The following is a 17001-nucleotide window of genomic DNA, read 5'->3' as shown; positions in this document are numbered from 1 at the left end:
TATTTGCGCTTATCAATAAAGCGTTAGGGTCACTTTTTATCTGAAATCAAACTTCCATGAAGCCTCTCGCCATTACCCAGGGTGATCCTGCCGGCATCGGCCCCGAAATCGTGGCCAAGGCCTTTCGCGATGCTTCGGCCGATATGCACGGCTGTTTTGTGGTGGGCGATGTCGCCACCTTGCGGCGTGCGGCCCAGGCCATCGTGCGGCCCGGCGTGCCCATGGTACCCGTGGCACAGATTGCTGAGCCCGCCGACGTGCTGGACGTGCCGCCCCGCTGTGTTCCGGTGTTGCAGTTGCCAGGCATTCCTGGCCCGCAGCCCTGGGGGCAGGTTAGCGCCGCCGCTGGCCGTGCCGCCGCAGACAGCGTGGTCTGGGCCGTCCGCGCGGCGCTGCGGGGCGAGGTGGCGGGGCTGGTCACGGCGCCCTTGCACAAGGAGGCCTTGGCGGCAGCGGGCGTGGCATTTCCGGGCCACACTGAGCTGCTGCAGGCCGAGGCCGCCGCGCACCAGGGGGTATCGCTGGCGCAAATGCCCGTGCGCATGATGCTCGCCAGCGACGAGCTGCGCACGGTGCTGGTCAGCATCCACATGTCGCTGCGCGATGCCATTGCGGCGGTCACCACGGACAACGTCCTGCAGACGTTGCAAATCACGCACGCTGCCCTGGTGCGCAGCCTGGGGCGGGCGCCGCGCATCGCGGTGGCGGGGCTCAATCCCCACGCGGGCGAGGGCGGGCTGTTCGGTAGCGAGGAAGCCGAGGTAATTGCGCCGGCCATCGCCGCTGCGCGCGCGCAGGGGCTGGATGTGCAGGGCCCCTTCGCTCCTGACACGGTGTTCATGCGCGCGCGCAGTACGCCCCATCGCGCTGGAGAGTTCGACGTGGTCATTGCCATGTACCACGACCAGGGGCTTATCCCGGTGAAGTACCTCGGGGTGGACAAGGGGGTGAACGTGACCCTGGGCTTGCCCCTGGTGCGTACCAGCCCCGACCACGGCACCGCGTTTGACATAGCGGGGCAAGGTATTGCCGATGCTGCAAGCCTCATCGAGGCCGTGCGCATGGCGCGGACCCTTTGTGGATGAAACAGTCCCATGGCGCTGTGGCTAAGCGCAAAAACAAAAAACTATCGATTCGATAGCGGATTGTTGAGGGATGGGGCTTCAAACTGGCGCGCCCCGAGCCAGCAGCCACCGCGCATGGGCCACTCCGCCCCGCTGGCGGCGTCCCCCTTCAGGGGGAAGGCGCGTAGCGACTCAAAGGGGCGTTATTTTTTCAAGCTATCTCTGATCTCGCGCAACAGGACGATGTCTTCGGCGGGCGCGGCTGGGGCTTCGGGGGCTGGCGCAGGGGCTTCGCGCTTGAGGCGATTGATCTGCTTGATCATCATGAAGATGATGAACGCCAGAATGATGAAGTTGACGGCCACGGTCAGGAAGTTGCCATAGGCAAACACCGGCACGCCCGCCTTCTTGAGGGCATCGAGCGTCATGGCCGTGCCCGGTGGCACGGACCCCAGCACCACGAAGAGGTTGGAAAAGTCGAGTTTGCCGAACACCAGTCCCACCACCGGCATGATCAGGTCGGACACGACCGAATCCACGATCTTGCCGAACGCCCCTCCAATGATCACGCCGACGGCAAGGTCGATCACATTGCCCTTGACCGCAAACTCCCTGAACTCCTGCATCATCCCCATGGTGTGCTCCTTGTTTGAATGGTGATGCCGGAGTATTGCCCGGCGCGGTGCCCTGTCAAGACAGTCACCCACTTTGAAATAACCATTTTCACTCCGCTACAATTCGCGGTTGACCCAACAATAGCGATGTTTACCGAGGATCCCCATGAGTGACACACCAGTCGACACCAGTAAAAGGACGTGGCTGATTGCGTCCGGATGTGCCGGTGCCGCTGGCGGAGTGGCAGTTGCAGTGCCTTTCGTCAGTAGTTTTCAGCCTTCGGAAAAAGCCAGAGCGGCCGGTGCCGCTGTAGAGGTGGACATCTCCGCCCTTCAGCCCGGCGAAAAGCTGACCGTTGAATGGCGTGGCAAGCCCGTGTGGATCCTGAAGCGCACTCCCCAGCAGCTGGAGTCTCTCGCTCAGACGGAATCGCAGCTGGCCGATCCCAAGTCGGATCGCAAGACGTACCCCACCCCCGAGTACGCCAAGAACCAGCACCGTTCGATCAAGCCGGAAGTGTTTGTGGGCGTGGGCATCTGCACCCACCTGGGTTGCTCGCCCGGAGACAAGTTCCAGACCGGCCCACAGCCCTCGCTGCCAGACGACTGGCACGGTGGCTTCCTGTGCGCCTGCCACGGCTCTACGTTCGACGTGGCTGGCCGGGTCTTCAAAAACAAGCCGGCGCCTGACAACCTGGAAGTGCCGCCGCACATGTACCTGTCCGACACGCTGCTGTTGATCGGCGAAGACAAGAAGGCCTGAGGTAAATCGACATGGCTGAATTCAAGGAAATCTCCCCCAACGCCTCGGCAGGCGCCAAGGTCACGAACTGGTTCGAGAACCGCTTCCCGACCGCTTTTGACGCCTACAAGGTGCACATGTCGGAGTACTACGCTCCGAAGAACTTCAACTTCTGGTACATCTTCGGCTCACTGGCCCTCGTTGTGCTGGTGATCCAGATCGTGACCGGCATCTTCCTGGTCATGCACTACAAGCCCGACGCCAGCCTGGCGTTTGCTTCGGTCGAGTACATCATGCGCGATGTGCCCTGGGGCTGGCTGATCCGCTACATGCACTCCACAGGCGCCTCAGCGTTCTTTGTGGTGGTGTACCTGCACATGTTCCGTGGCCTTATCTACGGCAGCTACCGCAAGCCGCGCGAACTGGTCTGGATCTTCGGCTGCGCCATCTTCCTGTGCCTGATGGCCGAGGCCTTCATGGGCTACCTGCTGCCCTGGGGCCAGATGTCGTACTGGGGCGCCCAGGTGATCGTGAACCTGTTCGCTGCCATTCCCTTCATCGGCCCTGACCTGGCGCTGCTGATCCGTGGCGACTTTGTGGTGGGCGATGCGACGCTGAACCGCTTCTTCAGCTTCCATGTGATCGCTGTCCCGCTGGTGCTGCTCGGCTTGGTGGTGGCCCACTTGCTGGCGTTGCACGACGTGGGTTCCAACAACCCCGATGGCGTGGAAATCAAGGGCCCCAAGGCGCCCAAGGATGCCAATGGCAAGCCGCTCGATGGTGTGCCTTTCCATCCCTACTACACGGTGCACGACATCTTCGCGCTGAGCATGTTCCTGATGGCGTTCACGGCCGTGGTGTTCTTTGCGCCTGAGTTTGGTGGCTACTTCCTGGAGTACAACAACTTCATCCCGGCCGATCCGCTGGTGACGCCGTTGCACATCGCGCCGGTCTGGTACTTCACACCGTTCTACTCGATGCTGCGTGCCATCACGACCGAGATGATGTACGTTCTGGTGCTGTGTGTGCTTGCGGGTGCTGCCTTTGGTGTGTTCAAGGCCAAGTTGCCAAGTTTCATCAAGGCCGGCATCGCCGGTGCCGCCGTCGTGGCGGTGGTGCTGATGCTGTCGATCGACGCCAAGTTCTGGGGTGTGGTGGTGATGGGTGGTGCCGTGATCATCCTGTTCTTCCTGCCCTGGCTGGACCACAGCCCGGTGAAGTCGATCCGCTACCGTCCCGACTGGCACAAGTACCTGTATGGCGTGTTCGTGATCATCTTCCTGATCCTGGGCTACCTGGGTGTGCAACCCCCTTCGCCCATTGGCGAGCGTGTGTCGCAGGTGGGTACGCTGTTCTACTTTGGGTTCTTCCTGCTGATGCCCTGGTGGAGTCGTATTGGCGAGGCCAAGGCCGTGCCCGACCGCGTGACCTTTGTGGCGCACTGAGCCCCAGGAGATAACAACAATGAAGAAAATCATCCTCACGCTGGTGGCCGCCCTGGGTCTGGCTGCTGGCTCTGCACTGGCTGCGGGCGGTGGCATTCCGCTGGACAAGGCCCCCGTCAAGACGAACGATCTGGCCTCGCTGCAAAATGGCGCCAAGGTTTTCGTCAACTATTGCCTGAATTGCCACTCTGCAGCGTTCATGCGGTTCAATCGCCTGAAAGACATCGGTTTGACCGATCAGCAGGTCAAGGACAACCTGCTGTTCACTACGGACAAGGTCGGCGAAACCATGAAGGCGGCGATTGATCCCAAGCAGGCCAAGGCCTGGTTTGGTGCCAATCCCCCCGATCTGACCGTGATCGCCCGTTCGCGTGCTGGCGCCGGTGGTTCGGGTGCGGATTACCTGTACACCTACCTGCGTACTTACTACCGCGACGAAACCAAGCCGACCGGCTGGAACAATCTCGTGTTCCCCAACGTGGGCATGCCCCACGTGTTGTGGGAGCTGCAGGGTGATCGCCGCCCAGTGTTTGAAGAGCACGAAAGCCATGGCCACAAGACCCAGGTTTTCAAGGGTTGGGAGCAGGTCAGGCCTGGTCTGATGACCCCACTGCAGTACGACCAGACCGTGGGTGACCTGGTGAACTACATGCAATGGATGGCAGAACCCGCGCAAAACACCCGCAAGCGCGTGGGTGTCTGGGTGCTGATTTTCCTGGGTGTGTTCACGGTGATTGCCTGGAGGCTCAACGCAGCCTTCTGGAAAGATGTGAAGTAACGCGCGCAGCAGTCATATCCATTGAAAGCACCCTTCGGGGTGCCTTGGTTTTTTTGCAGAGTGGGCGCTTTTGGCGTCCCACTCTTTTGATTTTTAGGAGCCTCCCACCATGATGGTGCTTTACTCGGGTACGACCTGTCCCTTCTCCCACCGCTGCCGTTTTGTCCTGTTCGAAAAGGGCATGGACTTTGAAATCCGCGATGTGGACCTGTACAACAAGCCCGAAGACATCAGCGTGATGAACCCCTACGGCCAGGTTCCCATTCTGGTCGAGCGCGATCTGATCCTGTACGAGTCGAACATCATCAACGAGTACATCGACGAGCGCTTCCCCCATCCCCAGCTGATGCCCGGCGACCCCGTGGACCGCGCCCGTGTGCGCCTGTTCCTGCTCAACTTCGAGAAGGAGCTGTTCGTGCACGTGAACATCCTGGAGTCGCGCGCGACCAAGGGCAACGAAAAGGCGCTGGAAAAGGCGCGTGCGCACATCCGTGACCGCCTGACGCAGCTGGCTCCTGTGTTCCTCAAGAACAAGTACATGCTGGGCGACAACTTCTCCATGCTCGACGTGGCCATTGCCCCGCTGCTGTGGCGCCTCGACTACTATGGCATCGACCTCAGCAAGAATGCAGCTCCGCTGCTCAAGTATGCAGAACGCATCTTCTCGCGCCCTGCGTACATCGAGGCGTTGACCCCATCCGAGAAGGTCATGCGCAAGTAACTTGCGGCCTGCCCCGTTCCCTATTCACAGCAGTTGCCTTTCACCTTCATGACCGCACAGGAATCCACGTCCACACGCCCGTACCTCATTCGTGCCTTGTACGAGTGGTGCACCGACAACGGGCTGACGCCGTATGTGGCGGTGCGTGTCGATGACTCGGTGCAGGTGCCTCGTGAATACGTGAAGGATGGTGAGATCGTCCTGAACATCAGTTTTGATGCGACGAGCGCCTTGCAACTGGGCAACGATTTCATCGAGTTCAAGGCCCGGTTTGGCGGCAAGCCGCGTGAGATCCTCGTGCCGGTGGGGCGGGTGATCGCCATCTATGCCCGTGAAAACGGGCAGGGTATGGCGTTTCCGCCCCCGGTGGATGTGCTGGCTGGTGGTGCGGCTGCTGCCGGGGCCATCGCGCCCATGCTGGCAGAAGCGGTGTCTTCCGAAGATGCTACTGCTGCAAGTGGAGCGCAAACTTCCGAGGACCGCGTGGTGCAGTTGGTGTCTGCGGATGACGGCAGGAAAGATGGCGACGAAGGGGGTGACGCACCGCGACCACCTCCGGCTGCGGGTGGTGCTCGGCCATCGCTCAAGCGGGTGAAATAACCGCCCCTTGTTTTTTTGAGGCTGCTTTTTCCACGATAAAATGCAGCCTTCGCCGGTTTAGCTCAGTTGGTAGAGCACCCGCCTTGTAAGCGGTAGGTCGTCAGTTCGATTCCGACAACCGGCACCAGTTTTCTCCTGTTCCTCACCGCATTCCCTGATCCTGGCGTTGACCGTCAGGTTTGAACTTTCAGGCGAATCGCGTTAACCTCCCACCCCCGGCTGCGCAAATGCGCCTGCAAAGCAGGCAGCAGTTGGCGTATTTTTGCCGCGGCGGCATTGCTTTTGACCAGCAGGCACCAGGAGTCTCCATCAATGGGGCCGGCCTGGATCGCTGGGCGCAGCGCCGCAGGAATCAGCATTTCAATGGCCTTGAGCCGATCACTGGAGTCGCGTGTCAGCGCTGTGAGCTTGGCCAGCGTGGGAGAGTCCTCGCTGGCTTGCTGCAGGGTGACGGCGTAGTGGCGGCGGTTCATGGTGTGCGTCTTCGGGCGTGGAGAATTCGTAGTGCATCTGATTATCACGGACGCCAGGCTGGCGCGCAGCCGGGCCATTCATTTGTCGGGCACCCGCCTGATCCTGGCAGGGCTATTGCTGTCGCTGTGCCTCATGCTGGTGGCTGCGACGCTGTACCACTGGGTGTTTCTCAAGGGCGCGCGTGAAGGCTGGCCGATTGTGGGGTCATTGGTACGGCTGGTCGTCAAGGACGAGTTTGCAGAGCGGGACCGTTTTATGCGTGCCAATCTGGATGCCATGGCCCGCCGCGTTGGCGAGATGCAGGCCCGCATGGTGCAGCTGGAATCCTTGGGCGACCGCGTGCTGGGCCTTGCAGGCATGGCGCCGGCCGATGTCCAGAAGTCCGATGGGCGTGGAGGGGTGTTGGTCAGTGCACGCAATCTCTCCATGGAGGAACTGCAATCCACCCTTGACGAGCTGGAGCGCCTGACCAACCAGCGTGTGGATTTGATGACCGTGCTCGAATCGCGCCTTTTTGACCAGCACATCCGCAAGAAGATGATTCCTACCCATGCACCTGTCACCGGTCGGGTGCCGGGCTCGGCGTTTGGCTGGCGCGTAGACCCAATCACCGGCCAGTCGGCCTTGCACACGGGCCTGGATTTTCAGGCAGATACCGGAACACCGATCCTGGCAGCTGCGGGGGGGGTAGTCGTTACGCAGGAATACCATCCGGCTTACGGCAACATGATCGAGGTGGACCACGGCAACCAGCTGGTCACGCGCTACGCCCATGCATCGCGCACCTTGGTCAAGCAGGGCGACATCGTGCGCCGTGGCCAGAAGATTGCCGAAGTGGGAACCACAGGGCGTTCCACCGGTCCCCACCTTCACTTTGAGGTGCTGGTGCAAGGGGTTTTCCAGGACCCACAGAAGTTTCTCAGCGCTGGTGGCACGGCTGCGGGCGCGCAGGTTGCGGCGATCCAGCCGCACGCATCGCCCGGCCAGCCGGCCACACCTGCAGCGGGCAGGTAAAATCGCGGGTCCGGTGTTCACGGCCCGGGATTGCAGTGCTTGCAATCCCTGGTGATGGACCCACCTGAACTCAATTCATCTTAGGGATTTCGGTCGCTTGACGCGCTGCTTGCAGCGGGGCAGGCGGTCCTGTTCGCATGGCCACCAACTTCCTCACCAAACTATTCGGCAGCCGCAACGACCGGCTCCTCAAGCAGTACCGCAAGACGGTGACCCGCATCAACGCGATGGAGCCCGACTACGAGAAACTGTCGGACGAGCAGCTCAAGGCCAAGACGCAGGAGTTCAAGGAGCGCGTGGCCAAGGGCGAATCGCTGGATGACATCCTGCCCGAAGCCTTTGCCGTGGTGCGCGAGGGCTCCAAGCGCATCATGAAGATGCGGCACTTTGATGTGCAGCTGCTGGGAGGCATGGCACTGCACTTTGGCAAGATCTCCGAAATGCGGACGGGCGAGGGCAAGACCCTCACCGCTACCTTGCCCGTGTACCTCAATGCCCTGTCGGGCAAGGGTGTGCACGTGGTGACCGTGAACGACTACCTCGCGAACCGCGATGCGCAGTGGATGGGGCGGCTGTACAACTTCCTGGGCCTCACGGTGGGCATCAACCTGCCCAACATGCCGCGCGAGCAAAAGCAGGAAGCCTACCGCGCTGACATCACTTACGGTACCAACAACGAATACGGCTTTGACTACCTGCGCGACAACATGGTCTACGAAGCGCAGGACCGCGTGCAGCAAGGCCTGAACTTCGCCATCGTCGATGAGGTGGACTCGATCCTGATCGACGAAGCCCGCACACCGCTGATCATCAGCGGCCAGGCCGAAGACCATACGGCGATGTACATCGCCATGAACAAGGTGGTGCCCCTGCTGGTGCGCCAGGAAGGCGAAGCCGACCCGCGCACGGGTGAAGGCGTGACCAAGCCTGGCGACTTCACGCTGGACGAGAAGACGCACCAGGTGTTCCTGACAGAACAGGGCCACGAGAGCGCTGAGCGCATCCTGGCCAGCCAGGGCCTGATTGCCGAGGGGGCCTCGGTGTACGACCCGGCCAACATCACGCTGATGCACCACCTGTATGCCGCGCTGCGTGCCAACCACCTGTATCACCGCGACCAGCACTATGTGGTGCAAAACGGTGAGATCGTGATCGTGGACGAGTTCACCGGCCGCCTGATGTCGGGTCGCCGCTGGAGCGAAGGCCTGCACCAGGCCGTGGAAGCCAAGGAAGGCGTGAACATCCAGGCCGAGAACCAGACGCTGGCCTCGATCACTTTCCAGAACTATTTCCGCCTGTACAACAAGCTCGCCGGCATGACCGGCACGGCCGATACCGAGGCTTACGAGTTCCAGGAAATCTACGGCCTGGAAACCGTGGTCATCCCGCCGAACCGCCCCAGCCGCCGCGACGACCAGCTGGACCGCGTTTACAAGACCACGCGCGAGAAGTACGAAGCCGCCATCAAGGACATCCGTGAATGCCACGAGCGCGGCCAGCCCGTTCTGGTGGGCACCACGTCGATCGAGAACTCTGAAATCATCGACCAGCTCCTGAACAAGGAAGGCCTGCCGCACCAGGTGCTGAACGCCAAGCAGCATGCACGGGAAGCGGACATCGTGGCCCAGGCAGGCCGTGCGGGCATGATCACCATCGCGACCAACATGGCAGGTCGCGGGACCGACATCGTGTTGGGCGGCAACATTGAAAAGGATGTGGCGGCCATCGAGGCCGACGAGTCCCTGTCTGAAACAGAGCGCGCTGCCAAGGTGGCGGCGTTGCGCGAGCAGTGGAAGATCGATCACGAGAAGGTCAAGGAACTGGGTGGCTTGCGCATCATTGCGACCGAGCGCCATGAGTCCCGCCGCATCGACAACCAGCTGCGCGGCCGCTCGGGCCGTCAGGGCGACCCGGGCTCGTCGCGTTTCTACCTGAGCCTGGACGATTCCCTGATGCGCATCTTCGCGGGCGACCGCGTCAAGGCCATCATGGACCGCCTGAAGATGCCCGATGGCGAAGCCATCGAAGCCGGCATCGTGACGCGCAGCATCGAGTCGGCCCAGCGCAAGGTGGAAGCCCGCAACTTCGACATCCGCAAACAGCTGCTGGAATACGACGATGTATCCAACGACCAGCGCAAGGTGATCTATCAGCAGCGCAACGACATTCTGGATGCTGCCGACCTGTCGGACGTGATCGCTGCCATGCGCGAAGACTGCATGACCGATCTGGTGCGCCAGTATGTGCCCGCCGAATCGGTGGAAGAGCAGTGGGACCTCGCCGCGCTGGAAAAGGTGCTGGCTGAAGAATGGCAGGTGTCGATTGCCTTGCAGCAGGTGGTGCAGGGCGCCAGCGCCATCACCGACGATGAAATCCTGGAGAAGGTGCTGGCCGCTGCCCATGCCTCGTTTGACGCCAAGGTGGCGCAGGTTGGGCGCGAGAACTTCACGCAGTTCGAGCGCATGGTGCTGCTGCAGAGCTTCGACTCCAACTGGCGCGACCACCTCTCCGCACTGGACTATCTGCGCCAGGGCATTCACCTGCGTGGCTATGCGCAGAAGCAACCCAAGCAGGAATACAAGCGCGAGGCCTTCGAGCTGTTCCGCCAGCTGATCGACCAGGTCAAGAACGAAGTCACCAAGATTCTCATGACCGTGCAGGTGCAATCGCAGGAGCAGCTGGACCAGGCGGCGCAAGAGATGGAAAACCGTGGCGAAAGCATTGCCAACGTGACCTATACCGCGCCGACCGAAACGGGCGAGGTCGAAACCACGGTGGATGTGCAGGCGCAGGACTTGGCGCTGCCGGAGGGCATGCGTGTGGGCCGCAACGATCCTTGCCCTTGTGGCAGCGGCAAGAAGTACAAGCAGTGCCACGGCAAGCTCGCCTGATTTCCTGATCCACACAACACGGGCTTCGGCCCGTGTTTTCATTGGCGTGCCACGGTTTTCCGGATAATCGGCCGCAGTTTTTCAGAAGGACCCCCATGCCCGTCAATCTCGTTGCCCCCGTTGCCGCTGATCTGCACCCGATTGCTGGAGTGCGCATTGGCGTTGCCGAAGCCGGTGTGCGCAAAGCCAACCGCAAGGATCTCACCGTGTTCCTGCTGGATGCGGGCGCCAGCGTGGCGGGCGTGTTCACGCAGAACCGTTTTTGTGCGGCGCCGGTGCAGATCAGCCGCGACCACCTTGCCAGCGGGCAGCCCATCCGCGCCATGCTGATCAACACCGGCAATGCCAACGCTGGCACGGGCGCTGATGGCCTGGCGCGTGCGCGCGCCACCTGCGTTGCCCTCGCGCGCCAGCTCAGCGTAGCGCCCGAGCAGATATTGCCGTTTTCCACCGGTGTGATCATGGAGCCGCTGCCCAATGACCGCATCGAGGCAGGCCTGCCCGCCGCCATTGCCGACGCGCAGCCGGGCCACTGGGCGCGCGCTGCAGAAGGCATCATGACCACGGACACCTTGCCCAAGGCCTTTTCTGCCCAAGTGCAGATTGGTGGTGCCACCGTGTCCATCACCGGCATCAGCAAGGGCGCGGGCATGATCCGGCCCAACATGGCCACCATGCTCGGCTTCATGGCCACGGACGCTTGCGTGGCCCCTGTGGTCATGCAGCAGCTGGCTCGCGAACTGGCCGATGGCTCGTTCAACCGCGTCACCATCGATGGCGACACCTCCACCAACGATTCGTTTGTGGTGGTGGCGACCAACAAGGCCGCGCATGCGCCCATCACTTCTCTGGCAAGCGCCGAGGGCCAAGCCCTCAAGGCCGCCATGCTGGCGGTATCGCAAAAGCTCGCCCAGGCCATTGTGCGCGACGGCGAAGGCGCTACCAAGTTCATCACCGTGCAGGTAGAAGGTGGCAAGACCGGCGAAGAGTGCCGCAAGGTGGCCTACGCCATCGCCCATTCGCCCTTGGTCAAAACCGCGTTCTATGCCAGCGACCCAAACCTGGGCCGCATCCTCGCGGCCGTGGGCTACGCGGGCATTGACGACCTCGACCAGACCGGTATCGATCTCTACCTGGACGACGTACACGTAGCCATTCAGGGCGGACGCAACCCCGCCTACCGCGAGGAAGACGGCCAGCGCGTGATGAAGCAAAGCGAGATCACAGTGCGCGTGCTGCTGGGCCGGGGCGAGGCCTCCGACACGGTGTGGACCTGCGATTTCAGCCACGAATACGTCACCATCAATGCGGACTATCGTTCGTAAAGAATGCTCCTATTTTGATAGCTTTTGGCGCTTGATAGATAAGCGCTAGGCCCGAAATGAATCAAAAATTTGAACATCTGATCGAGCGGGTCGAGCAACTGATCGCCCGCATCGAGTCTGTGCTGCCCCAGCCCCTCGGAGCGCCGGACTGGTCTTTGTCCATCGCCTGGCGTTACCGCAAGCGCAGCAGTGGCCACGGCACCCTGGAGCCCGTGCGCCATGTGGCCGCGATGCATTTGGCGGATCTCAAAGAGATCGACGGGCAAAAGGAAAAGATCCAGCGCAATACCGAGCAGTTTGTGTTGGGCAAGCCCGCCAACAACGTGCTGCTGACCGGTGCGCGTGGAACCGGCAAGTCGTCGCTCATCAAGGCCTGTCTGAATGCGTACGCTGGGCAGGGCCTGCGCCTGATCGAGGTGGACAAGGCGGACCTGGTCGACCTGCCGGATATCGTGGATGTGGTGGCCGACCGGCCCGAGAAATTCATCATCTTTTGCGATGACCTGAGCTTTGAAGACGGCGAGCCCGGCTACAAGGCGCTCAAGTCGATCCTGGATGGATCGGTGGCCGCCTCCACGCCCAATGTGCTGATCTACGCCACCAGCAACCGGCGCCACCTGTTGCCCGAATACATGGCTGAAAACCTCACGTACACCCACACTGCTGATGGCGAAGTGCATCCCGGCGAAGTGGTGGAGGAGAAGATTTCGCTGTCAGAGCGGTTTGGCCTGTGGGTGAGCTTCTACCCCTTCAGCCAGGAGGAGTACCTGACCATCGTCGCCCAGTGGCTGGCCTCCTTCGGGGTCTCTGGCGCCGCGATTGCTGCGGCCCGGCCCGAGGCGCTGGTCTGGGCGCTGGAGCGCGGCTCGCGCAGTGGCCGTGTGGCCTACCAGTTTGCGCGTGACTATGCGGGGCGCCACGATGGTTGATTCTGTTGCCGGATCCGCTGCTGCGCCTGCAACACCGGCCGCGACCACGGCGCGCAAGCACACCGAGGTGGCTGTCGGTATCCTCTTGCGGGCCGATGGCGCGATGTTGCTCTCCACACGCCCGCCGGGAAAGCCTTATGCCGGGTATTGGGAGTTTCCGGGCGGCAAGGTCGAAGCGGGCGAAACTGTGGAGCAGGCGCTGCGCAGAGAGCTGGTGGAAGAGCTGGGCGTGACCATCGGGGCTGCCAGTGTCTGGAAAGTCACGGAACACGACTACCCCCATGCCCTGGTGCGCTTGCACTGGTGCAAGGTCTGGGAATGGTCGGGCGAATTCGAAATGCGCGAAGGGCAGACCATGGAGTGGCAGCAGATGCCACTGACGGTGTCACCGGTGCTGCCCGGTGCCTACCCTGTGCTGCAGTGGCTCGCTGAAGAGCGTGGCCTGGAATATTCGCCGGAGTGACTTTCGTTTGCTGCTGAATTGATAGCTGCTAGCGCCTCACTGGTAAGCGCTAGAGCCCAATTTTGTTTGAAATCCTGGGCAATTCCCAGTCGAGGTCAGTGCTGCAGGCGAGGATCGCCATAAGTTTCGTCGGCGGGTGGAGCCTCTGCAGGCATGCGGAAGTCCTCGCTGGCCCAGGCGCCGAGGTCGATCTGCTTGCACCGCTCGCTGCAGAATGGGCGGTACACGTTGGCGGGGCTGTAGACACTGTCGCCGCCACAACTGGGGCAGGTGACGATGCGTGCTCGTGGTTGGGTGTGCGTAGAGTTGGCCATGCTCGTCGTCGTTCTCAATGTCCTTGCCTGCTACCTATCCGGCGCCGCAGCTTACGCGCACAGGGTCAGCTCGAAGGCCGCATCTTCATTGCTGGCATGCAGGCGCCCATCACTTTCCAGCCGCATGAGCCGCACCGAGACGATCAGGCGGTTGCCGCTGATCTCGGGAATCAGGTTCAGGGCCGGGTCAATGCGCAGACGCAGCAACTGGAATGTGCGGCCCTGCGGCAGGTTCTGCTGAAATTGACCGCGCTCTGCTGCCACCTTCTGGGGAACGCCAGAGTCGCGCAGCAGCTTGAGCAACACATAGATGGATTCGGCCAGCGGGGCCAGGGTCGATGCCCACTCTTCGAGGGCCTGCTGGCGCACACCCGGTTCATGGTGCTGCCACGCGTAATACGCAGGCAAATCGAACCCGCAGGTGCCACCGGGAATGCCCACCCGGCTGCGGATGCTCATCAGCCAGTCGTTTTCGGTGAGCAAGTGTCCGGACTTGCCTGATTGGGTGTTGAGAGCTGTGAAACAACGGTCGAGCTGGGCAATGACTGCGTCAAGGGCCGCTTCGGAGATCGAGGGATTGCCACGGTAGCTATCGAGCTGGTGCTTGTGCTTCTCGATGTCCTTGAGCACATCCGACTTGAGGTCGGCCCGTGCCGCCACATCCATGATTTCGAAGATGGTTACCAGCGCAAAGTGGTGGTCGAGCGCGTGGGAGCGGGGAATCAGTTCTCCCAACCGGCGGAACAACTGCTCAAGCCGCAGATAGGTTCTGAGACGCTCGTTAAAGGGATATTCGTAAAGGATCACGCTGGCGGGTTCCTGGGGGCTCAGGGAGTATTCTGACGCCGGTGGCGCACGGCATGGGGTGAAAGCACAAACGGTTTCGTTCGCATCATAGCCCGAACAGCGTGGCCATTTGCCGGGTCTGCAGGCGCAGGTCCTCTAGCGAGCAATCCATGTCGTTGGCAATCACCGCATCTGCCACGGCGCGGCGCGCCGTGCGGCTTGCCTGCGAGGCGATGATGCCTTGCACCACCTCTCGCGCCAGGCCGCTGCGTTGCATGACCCGCTGGATCTGCGTTTCTGCAGAGCAATCCACCACCACGACAGCATCGAGCCTGCGGGCCCACCGGCCGGACTCCGCCAGCAACGGGATGTCAAACACGATCAGGGCATGGCCTTGGTCCGCAGCCTGCTGGGCCTTCGCGTTGCTATGCAGGGTAACCAGAGGGTGCACGATCCCTTCGAGCTGGGCGCGTGCCTCGGGGTGGCTGAAGACCAGAGCACGCATTCGCGCACGGTCCAGTGCGCCGGAGGCATCCACGAAGTCTGCCCCGAAAGTGGCTCTGATTGCGTCCATGGCCGCTCCTTGCGGGCCTGTCACGTCGCGAGCCAGCTGGTCTGCATCGATCAGGCTGCCTCCCAGCGCGGCGAACATGCCGCCCACTGTGCTCTTTCCGCTGCCAATGCCCCCGGTCAAGCCAAGGCGCAAGGGGCGCCTGCGCGGATTCATCGTTTATAGGCCCAGAAGGTTCAAGACAGCGTTAAGGATTGCGTTGGGGCCAAACACCATGGCGGTAAAACCAGCGCCGACCAGGAAGGGGCCGAAAGGGATGTAGCCGCCTTCACGCAGGCTGCTGAAGACTTTCATCCCGATACCGATGACGGCACCGATGACTGAGGACATCAGGATGATGGGGATCAGGGCCTGCCAGCCAAACCAAGCACCCAATGCGGCAAACAGCTTGAAATCCCCATAGCCCATGCCTTCCTTGCCCGTAGCAAGCTTGAATCCCCAGTAAACCAGCCAGAGCGAAAGATACCCCGCTGCCGCGCCGAGCACGGAGGCATACAAGGGCACCTCAATCCACTGCAGTGCGGAAGCGAGCAGGCCAGCCCACAGCAACGGCAAGGTGATGTCGTCCGGGAGCAGGGTGGTATCCCAGTCGATGAACGCCAAGGCGACCAAGGCTGCCGAGAACCCGCACCAGACGAACCCTGTGGGCGTCATTCCCCAGCGCTGGATGCACAGGAAAAAAAGGGCCCCCGTCGCCATCTCGATCAAGGGATAGCGTACCGAGATCCGCGCCTTGCAGGCGGAGCAGCGCCCGCGCAGAAAAAGGTAGCTCAAAACTGGGATGTTCTCGTACCACTGGACCATGTGCCCACACGATGGGCACCGGGAACGGGGAACCATGAGGTTGAAACGCTCCTGTTCAGGAGGTGCGGCACCGGCATCTCCTTGCGCGCTCTGCACCTGCGCTGCCTGGATTTCCTCAGCCCACTGGCGTTCCATGATTTTGGGAAGCCGGTAGATGACCACATTGAGAAAGCTACCGATCAGAAGCCCCAATATCCCGCCCAAACTTGCATTCCACCAAACGGGCATCTCCATTACACGACTTGGCCGAGTTTGAAGATTGGGAGGTACATGGAGACGACGATGCCGCCAATCAGCGTACCCAGGAACACGATGATGATGGGCTCCATCAGACTGGACAATCCAGCCACCATTTCGTCCACTTCGGCCTCATAGAAATCCGCAGCCTTGCCCAGCATGTGGTCAATGGAACCTGATTCTTCCCCGATGGCGCACATCTGAAGGACCATGGAAGGAAAAATATTTGCGTTGCCCATGGCTGCGGTCAGGCTGGTGCCGGTAGAGACTTCCTGCTGGATTTTTTCAGTTGCCATGGAATACACCGAATTGCCCGAAGCACCACCGACGGAGTCCAGAGCTTCAACCAGTGGCACCCCCGCAGCAAACATCGTGGACAGAGTACGTGTCCATCGCGCAACACAGGATTTATCAATCAAGGCTCCAAAGATCGGAATCTTCAATAGCACGCGGTCCATGAACATCTGCATTTTTTCATTTCTTTTCCAGGCCTGCATGAAAAAGAAAAAGCCTCCACCAATCACACCGAAGATCAACCACCACCACTTTACAAAAATTTCGCTAATACCCATCACAAAAAGTGTAGGAGCAGGCAAATCGGCACCAAATGATGAAAAAACTTCCTTGAATGCAGGGATCACAAAAATCATGATGATCGTAACCACCACAAAGGCAACGATGATCACGGAAATGGGATACATCAAAGCAGATTTGATTTTTGATTTGATGGCTTCCGTTTTTTCCATGTAGGTGGCCAAACGGTCCAGCAGGGCTTCCAAAATACCGGCTGCTTCGCCTGCTTCCACGAGGTTGCAGTAGAGGCTGTCGAAATACATGGGATGCTTGCGGAATGCAGCATTCAGGGAAGTGCCTGTTTCGACATCGGAGCGGATGTCGTTGAGTAGTTTGGTAACACTTGCATTGGTATTCCCTCGTCCCACAATATCAAACGATTGCAGAAGTGGAACGCCTGCTTTCATCATGGTGGCAAGCTGACGCGTGAACAATGCGATGTCTTTGGGTTTGATCTTTTTGCCAGAGCGCATCCGGCGTTTCTTGATCTTTGTGGGAAAAACGCCCTGGCGGCGGAGCGTGGCTTGCACCTGGTTCTCGCCAGACGCACGCACCTCGCCCCGCACTACCTTGCCGTGGCGATCTTTGCCTTCCCATTCAAAAACAAAATCCTTGATATCCCGTGATGCAGCGGTTGCCATGCTGGACCCTCTAGT

18 protein-coding genes and 1 tRNA gene are annotated in these 17001 nt (G+C 60.9%); 12 read left to right on the top strand and 7 right to left on the bottom strand.

The features are described from left to right. Positions 1 to 56: 56 nt before the first annotated feature. Positions 57 to 1085: a 4-hydroxythreonine-4-phosphate dehydrogenase PdxA gene (pdxA, locus tag LPA35_RS21145; RefSeq protein ID WP_228898780.1), complete on the top strand. Its 1029-nt coding sequence runs from the start codon at positions 57 to 59 to the stop codon at positions 1083 to 1085. A gap of 182 nt (positions 1086 to 1267) precedes the next feature. Here pdxA and mscL read toward each other — a convergent pair whose 3' ends face one another. After that, the gene (gene mscL, locus LPA35_RS21140) at positions 1268 to 1699 is read right to left on the bottom strand and encodes a large conductance mechanosensitive channel protein MscL (RefSeq protein WP_055399204.1); all 432 of its coding nucleotides are present in this window, start codon (positions 1697 to 1699) and stop codon (positions 1268 to 1270) included. Positions 1700 to 1844: 145 nt separating this feature from the next. Here mscL and petA point away from each other — a divergent pair, with 145 nt between their 5' ends. The 6 genes from petA (at position 1845) to LPA35_RS21110 (ending at position 6091) form a co-directional block, all read left to right on the top strand. Next, positions 1845 to 2441 (top strand): ubiquinol-cytochrome c reductase iron-sulfur subunit, encoded by a 597-nt coding sequence (petA, locus tag LPA35_RS21135; protein ID WP_055399203.1) that lies wholly within the window; start codon positions 1845 to 1847, stop codon positions 2439 to 2441. An 11-nt stretch (positions 2442 to 2452) separates the two neighbouring features. Then, positions 2453 to 3865, top strand: a complete 1413-nt coding sequence (locus tag LPA35_RS21130) for a cytochrome bc complex cytochrome b subunit (RefSeq protein ID WP_121422443.1) — start codon at positions 2453 to 2455, stop codon at positions 3863 to 3865. 19 nt (positions 3866 to 3884) lie between these two features. Continuing rightward, complete coding sequence (locus LPA35_RS21125; RefSeq protein ID WP_055399199.1) at positions 3885 to 4643, top strand: cytochrome c1; 759 nt, start codon at positions 3885 to 3887, stop codon at positions 4641 to 4643. A 109-nt stretch (positions 4644 to 4752) separates the two neighbouring features. Next, positions 4753 to 5364 (top strand): glutathione S-transferase N-terminal domain-containing protein, encoded by a 612-nt coding sequence (locus LPA35_RS21120; protein WP_007854512.1) that lies wholly within the window; start codon positions 4753 to 4755, stop codon positions 5362 to 5364. Positions 5365 to 5412: 48 nt separating this feature from the next. Continuing rightward, positions 5413 to 5964 carry a ClpXP protease specificity-enhancing factor gene (locus tag LPA35_RS21115; protein WP_055399369.1) on the top strand — a complete coding sequence of 184 codons (552 nt, stop codon included), beginning with the start codon at positions 5413 to 5415 and terminating at the stop codon, positions 5962 to 5964. A 51-nt stretch (positions 5965 to 6015) separates the two neighbouring features. Beyond that, positions 6016 to 6091 (top strand) — tRNA-Thr (locus tag LPA35_RS21110). A 46-nt stretch (positions 6092 to 6137) separates the two neighbouring features. On the opposite strand, the gene LPA35_RS21105 is transcribed toward LPA35_RS21110, so the two are convergent. Continuing rightward, positions 6138 to 6437: a hypothetical protein gene (locus LPA35_RS21105; protein WP_055399197.1), complete on the bottom strand. Its 300-nt coding sequence runs from the start codon at positions 6435 to 6437 to the stop codon at positions 6138 to 6140. Positions 6438 to 6468: 31 nt separating this feature from the next. Here LPA35_RS21105 and LPA35_RS21100 point away from each other — a divergent pair, with 31 nt between their 5' ends. The 5 genes from LPA35_RS21100 to LPA35_RS21080 all read left to right on the top strand — a co-directional run bounded on the left by LPA35_RS21100 (position 6469) and on the right by LPA35_RS21080 (position 13060). Further along, positions 6469 to 7452: a M23 family metallopeptidase gene (locus tag LPA35_RS21100; protein ID WP_228898777.1), complete on the top strand. Its 984-nt coding sequence runs from the start codon at positions 6469 to 6471 to the stop codon at positions 7450 to 7452. A gap of 137 nt (positions 7453 to 7589) precedes the next feature. Beyond that, on the top strand, positions 7590 to 10343 hold the full coding sequence (gene secA, locus LPA35_RS21095; protein ID WP_228898765.1) for a preprotein translocase subunit SecA: 2754 nt from the start codon (positions 7590 to 7592) through the stop codon (positions 10341 to 10343). Positions 10344 to 10438: 95 nt separating this feature from the next. Next, complete coding sequence (argJ, locus tag LPA35_RS21090; RefSeq protein ID WP_228898762.1) at positions 10439 to 11668, top strand: bifunctional glutamate N-acetyltransferase/amino-acid acetyltransferase ArgJ; 1230 nt, start codon at positions 10439 to 10441, stop codon at positions 11666 to 11668. 56 nt (positions 11669 to 11724) lie between these two features. Further along, positions 11725 to 12597: an ATP-binding protein gene (locus tag LPA35_RS21085; RefSeq protein ID WP_228898761.1), complete on the top strand. Its 873-nt coding sequence runs from the start codon at positions 11725 to 11727 to the stop codon at positions 12595 to 12597. Next, positions 12590 to 13060: an NUDIX domain-containing protein gene (locus LPA35_RS21080; RefSeq protein ID WP_121508813.1), complete on the top strand. Its 471-nt coding sequence runs from the start codon at positions 12590 to 12592 to the stop codon at positions 13058 to 13060. Before LPA35_RS21085 ends, LPA35_RS21080 begins: the two co-directional genes overlap by 8 nt. 95 nt (positions 13061 to 13155) lie before the next feature. Here LPA35_RS21080 and LPA35_RS21075 read toward each other — a convergent pair whose 3' ends face one another. The 5 genes from LPA35_RS21075 to LPA35_RS21055 form a co-directional block, all read right to left on the bottom strand. Further along, on the bottom strand, positions 13156 to 13374 hold the full coding sequence (locus LPA35_RS21075) for a DNA gyrase inhibitor YacG (protein WP_228898759.1): 219 nt from the start codon (positions 13372 to 13374) through the stop codon (positions 13156 to 13158). A 51-nt stretch (positions 13375 to 13425) separates the two neighbouring features. Continuing rightward, on the bottom strand, positions 13426 to 14181 hold the full coding sequence (zapD, locus tag LPA35_RS21070) for a cell division protein ZapD (protein WP_055399185.1): 756 nt from the start codon (positions 14179 to 14181) through the stop codon (positions 13426 to 13428). A gap of 85 nt (positions 14182 to 14266) precedes the next feature. Next, complete coding sequence (gene coaE / locus LPA35_RS21065) at positions 14267 to 14887, bottom strand: dephospho-CoA kinase (protein ID WP_228898758.1); 621 nt, start codon at positions 14885 to 14887, stop codon at positions 14267 to 14269. A gap of 3 nt (positions 14888 to 14890) precedes the next feature. Continuing rightward, the gene (locus LPA35_RS21060; RefSeq protein ID WP_228898757.1) at positions 14891 to 15769 is read right to left on the bottom strand and encodes an A24 family peptidase; all 879 of its coding nucleotides are present in this window, start codon (positions 15767 to 15769) and stop codon (positions 14891 to 14893) included. Beyond that, positions 15769 to 16986 (bottom strand): type II secretion system F family protein, encoded by a 1218-nt coding sequence (locus tag LPA35_RS21055; protein WP_228898753.1) that lies wholly within the window; start codon positions 16984 to 16986, stop codon positions 15769 to 15771. The genes LPA35_RS21060 and LPA35_RS21055 overlap by 1 nt, the downstream gene beginning before the upstream one ends. Between the last annotated feature and the right edge of the window lie 15 nt (positions 16987 to 17001).

The sequence above is a fragment of the Acidovorax sp. Leaf73 genome (genome assembly GCF_916855635.1).
Classification (GTDB): Bacteria; Pseudomonadota; Gammaproteobacteria; order Burkholderiales; family Burkholderiaceae_C; genus Acidovorax; species Acidovorax facilis.
This window is presented reverse-complemented; position numbering and strand designations above follow the sequence as displayed.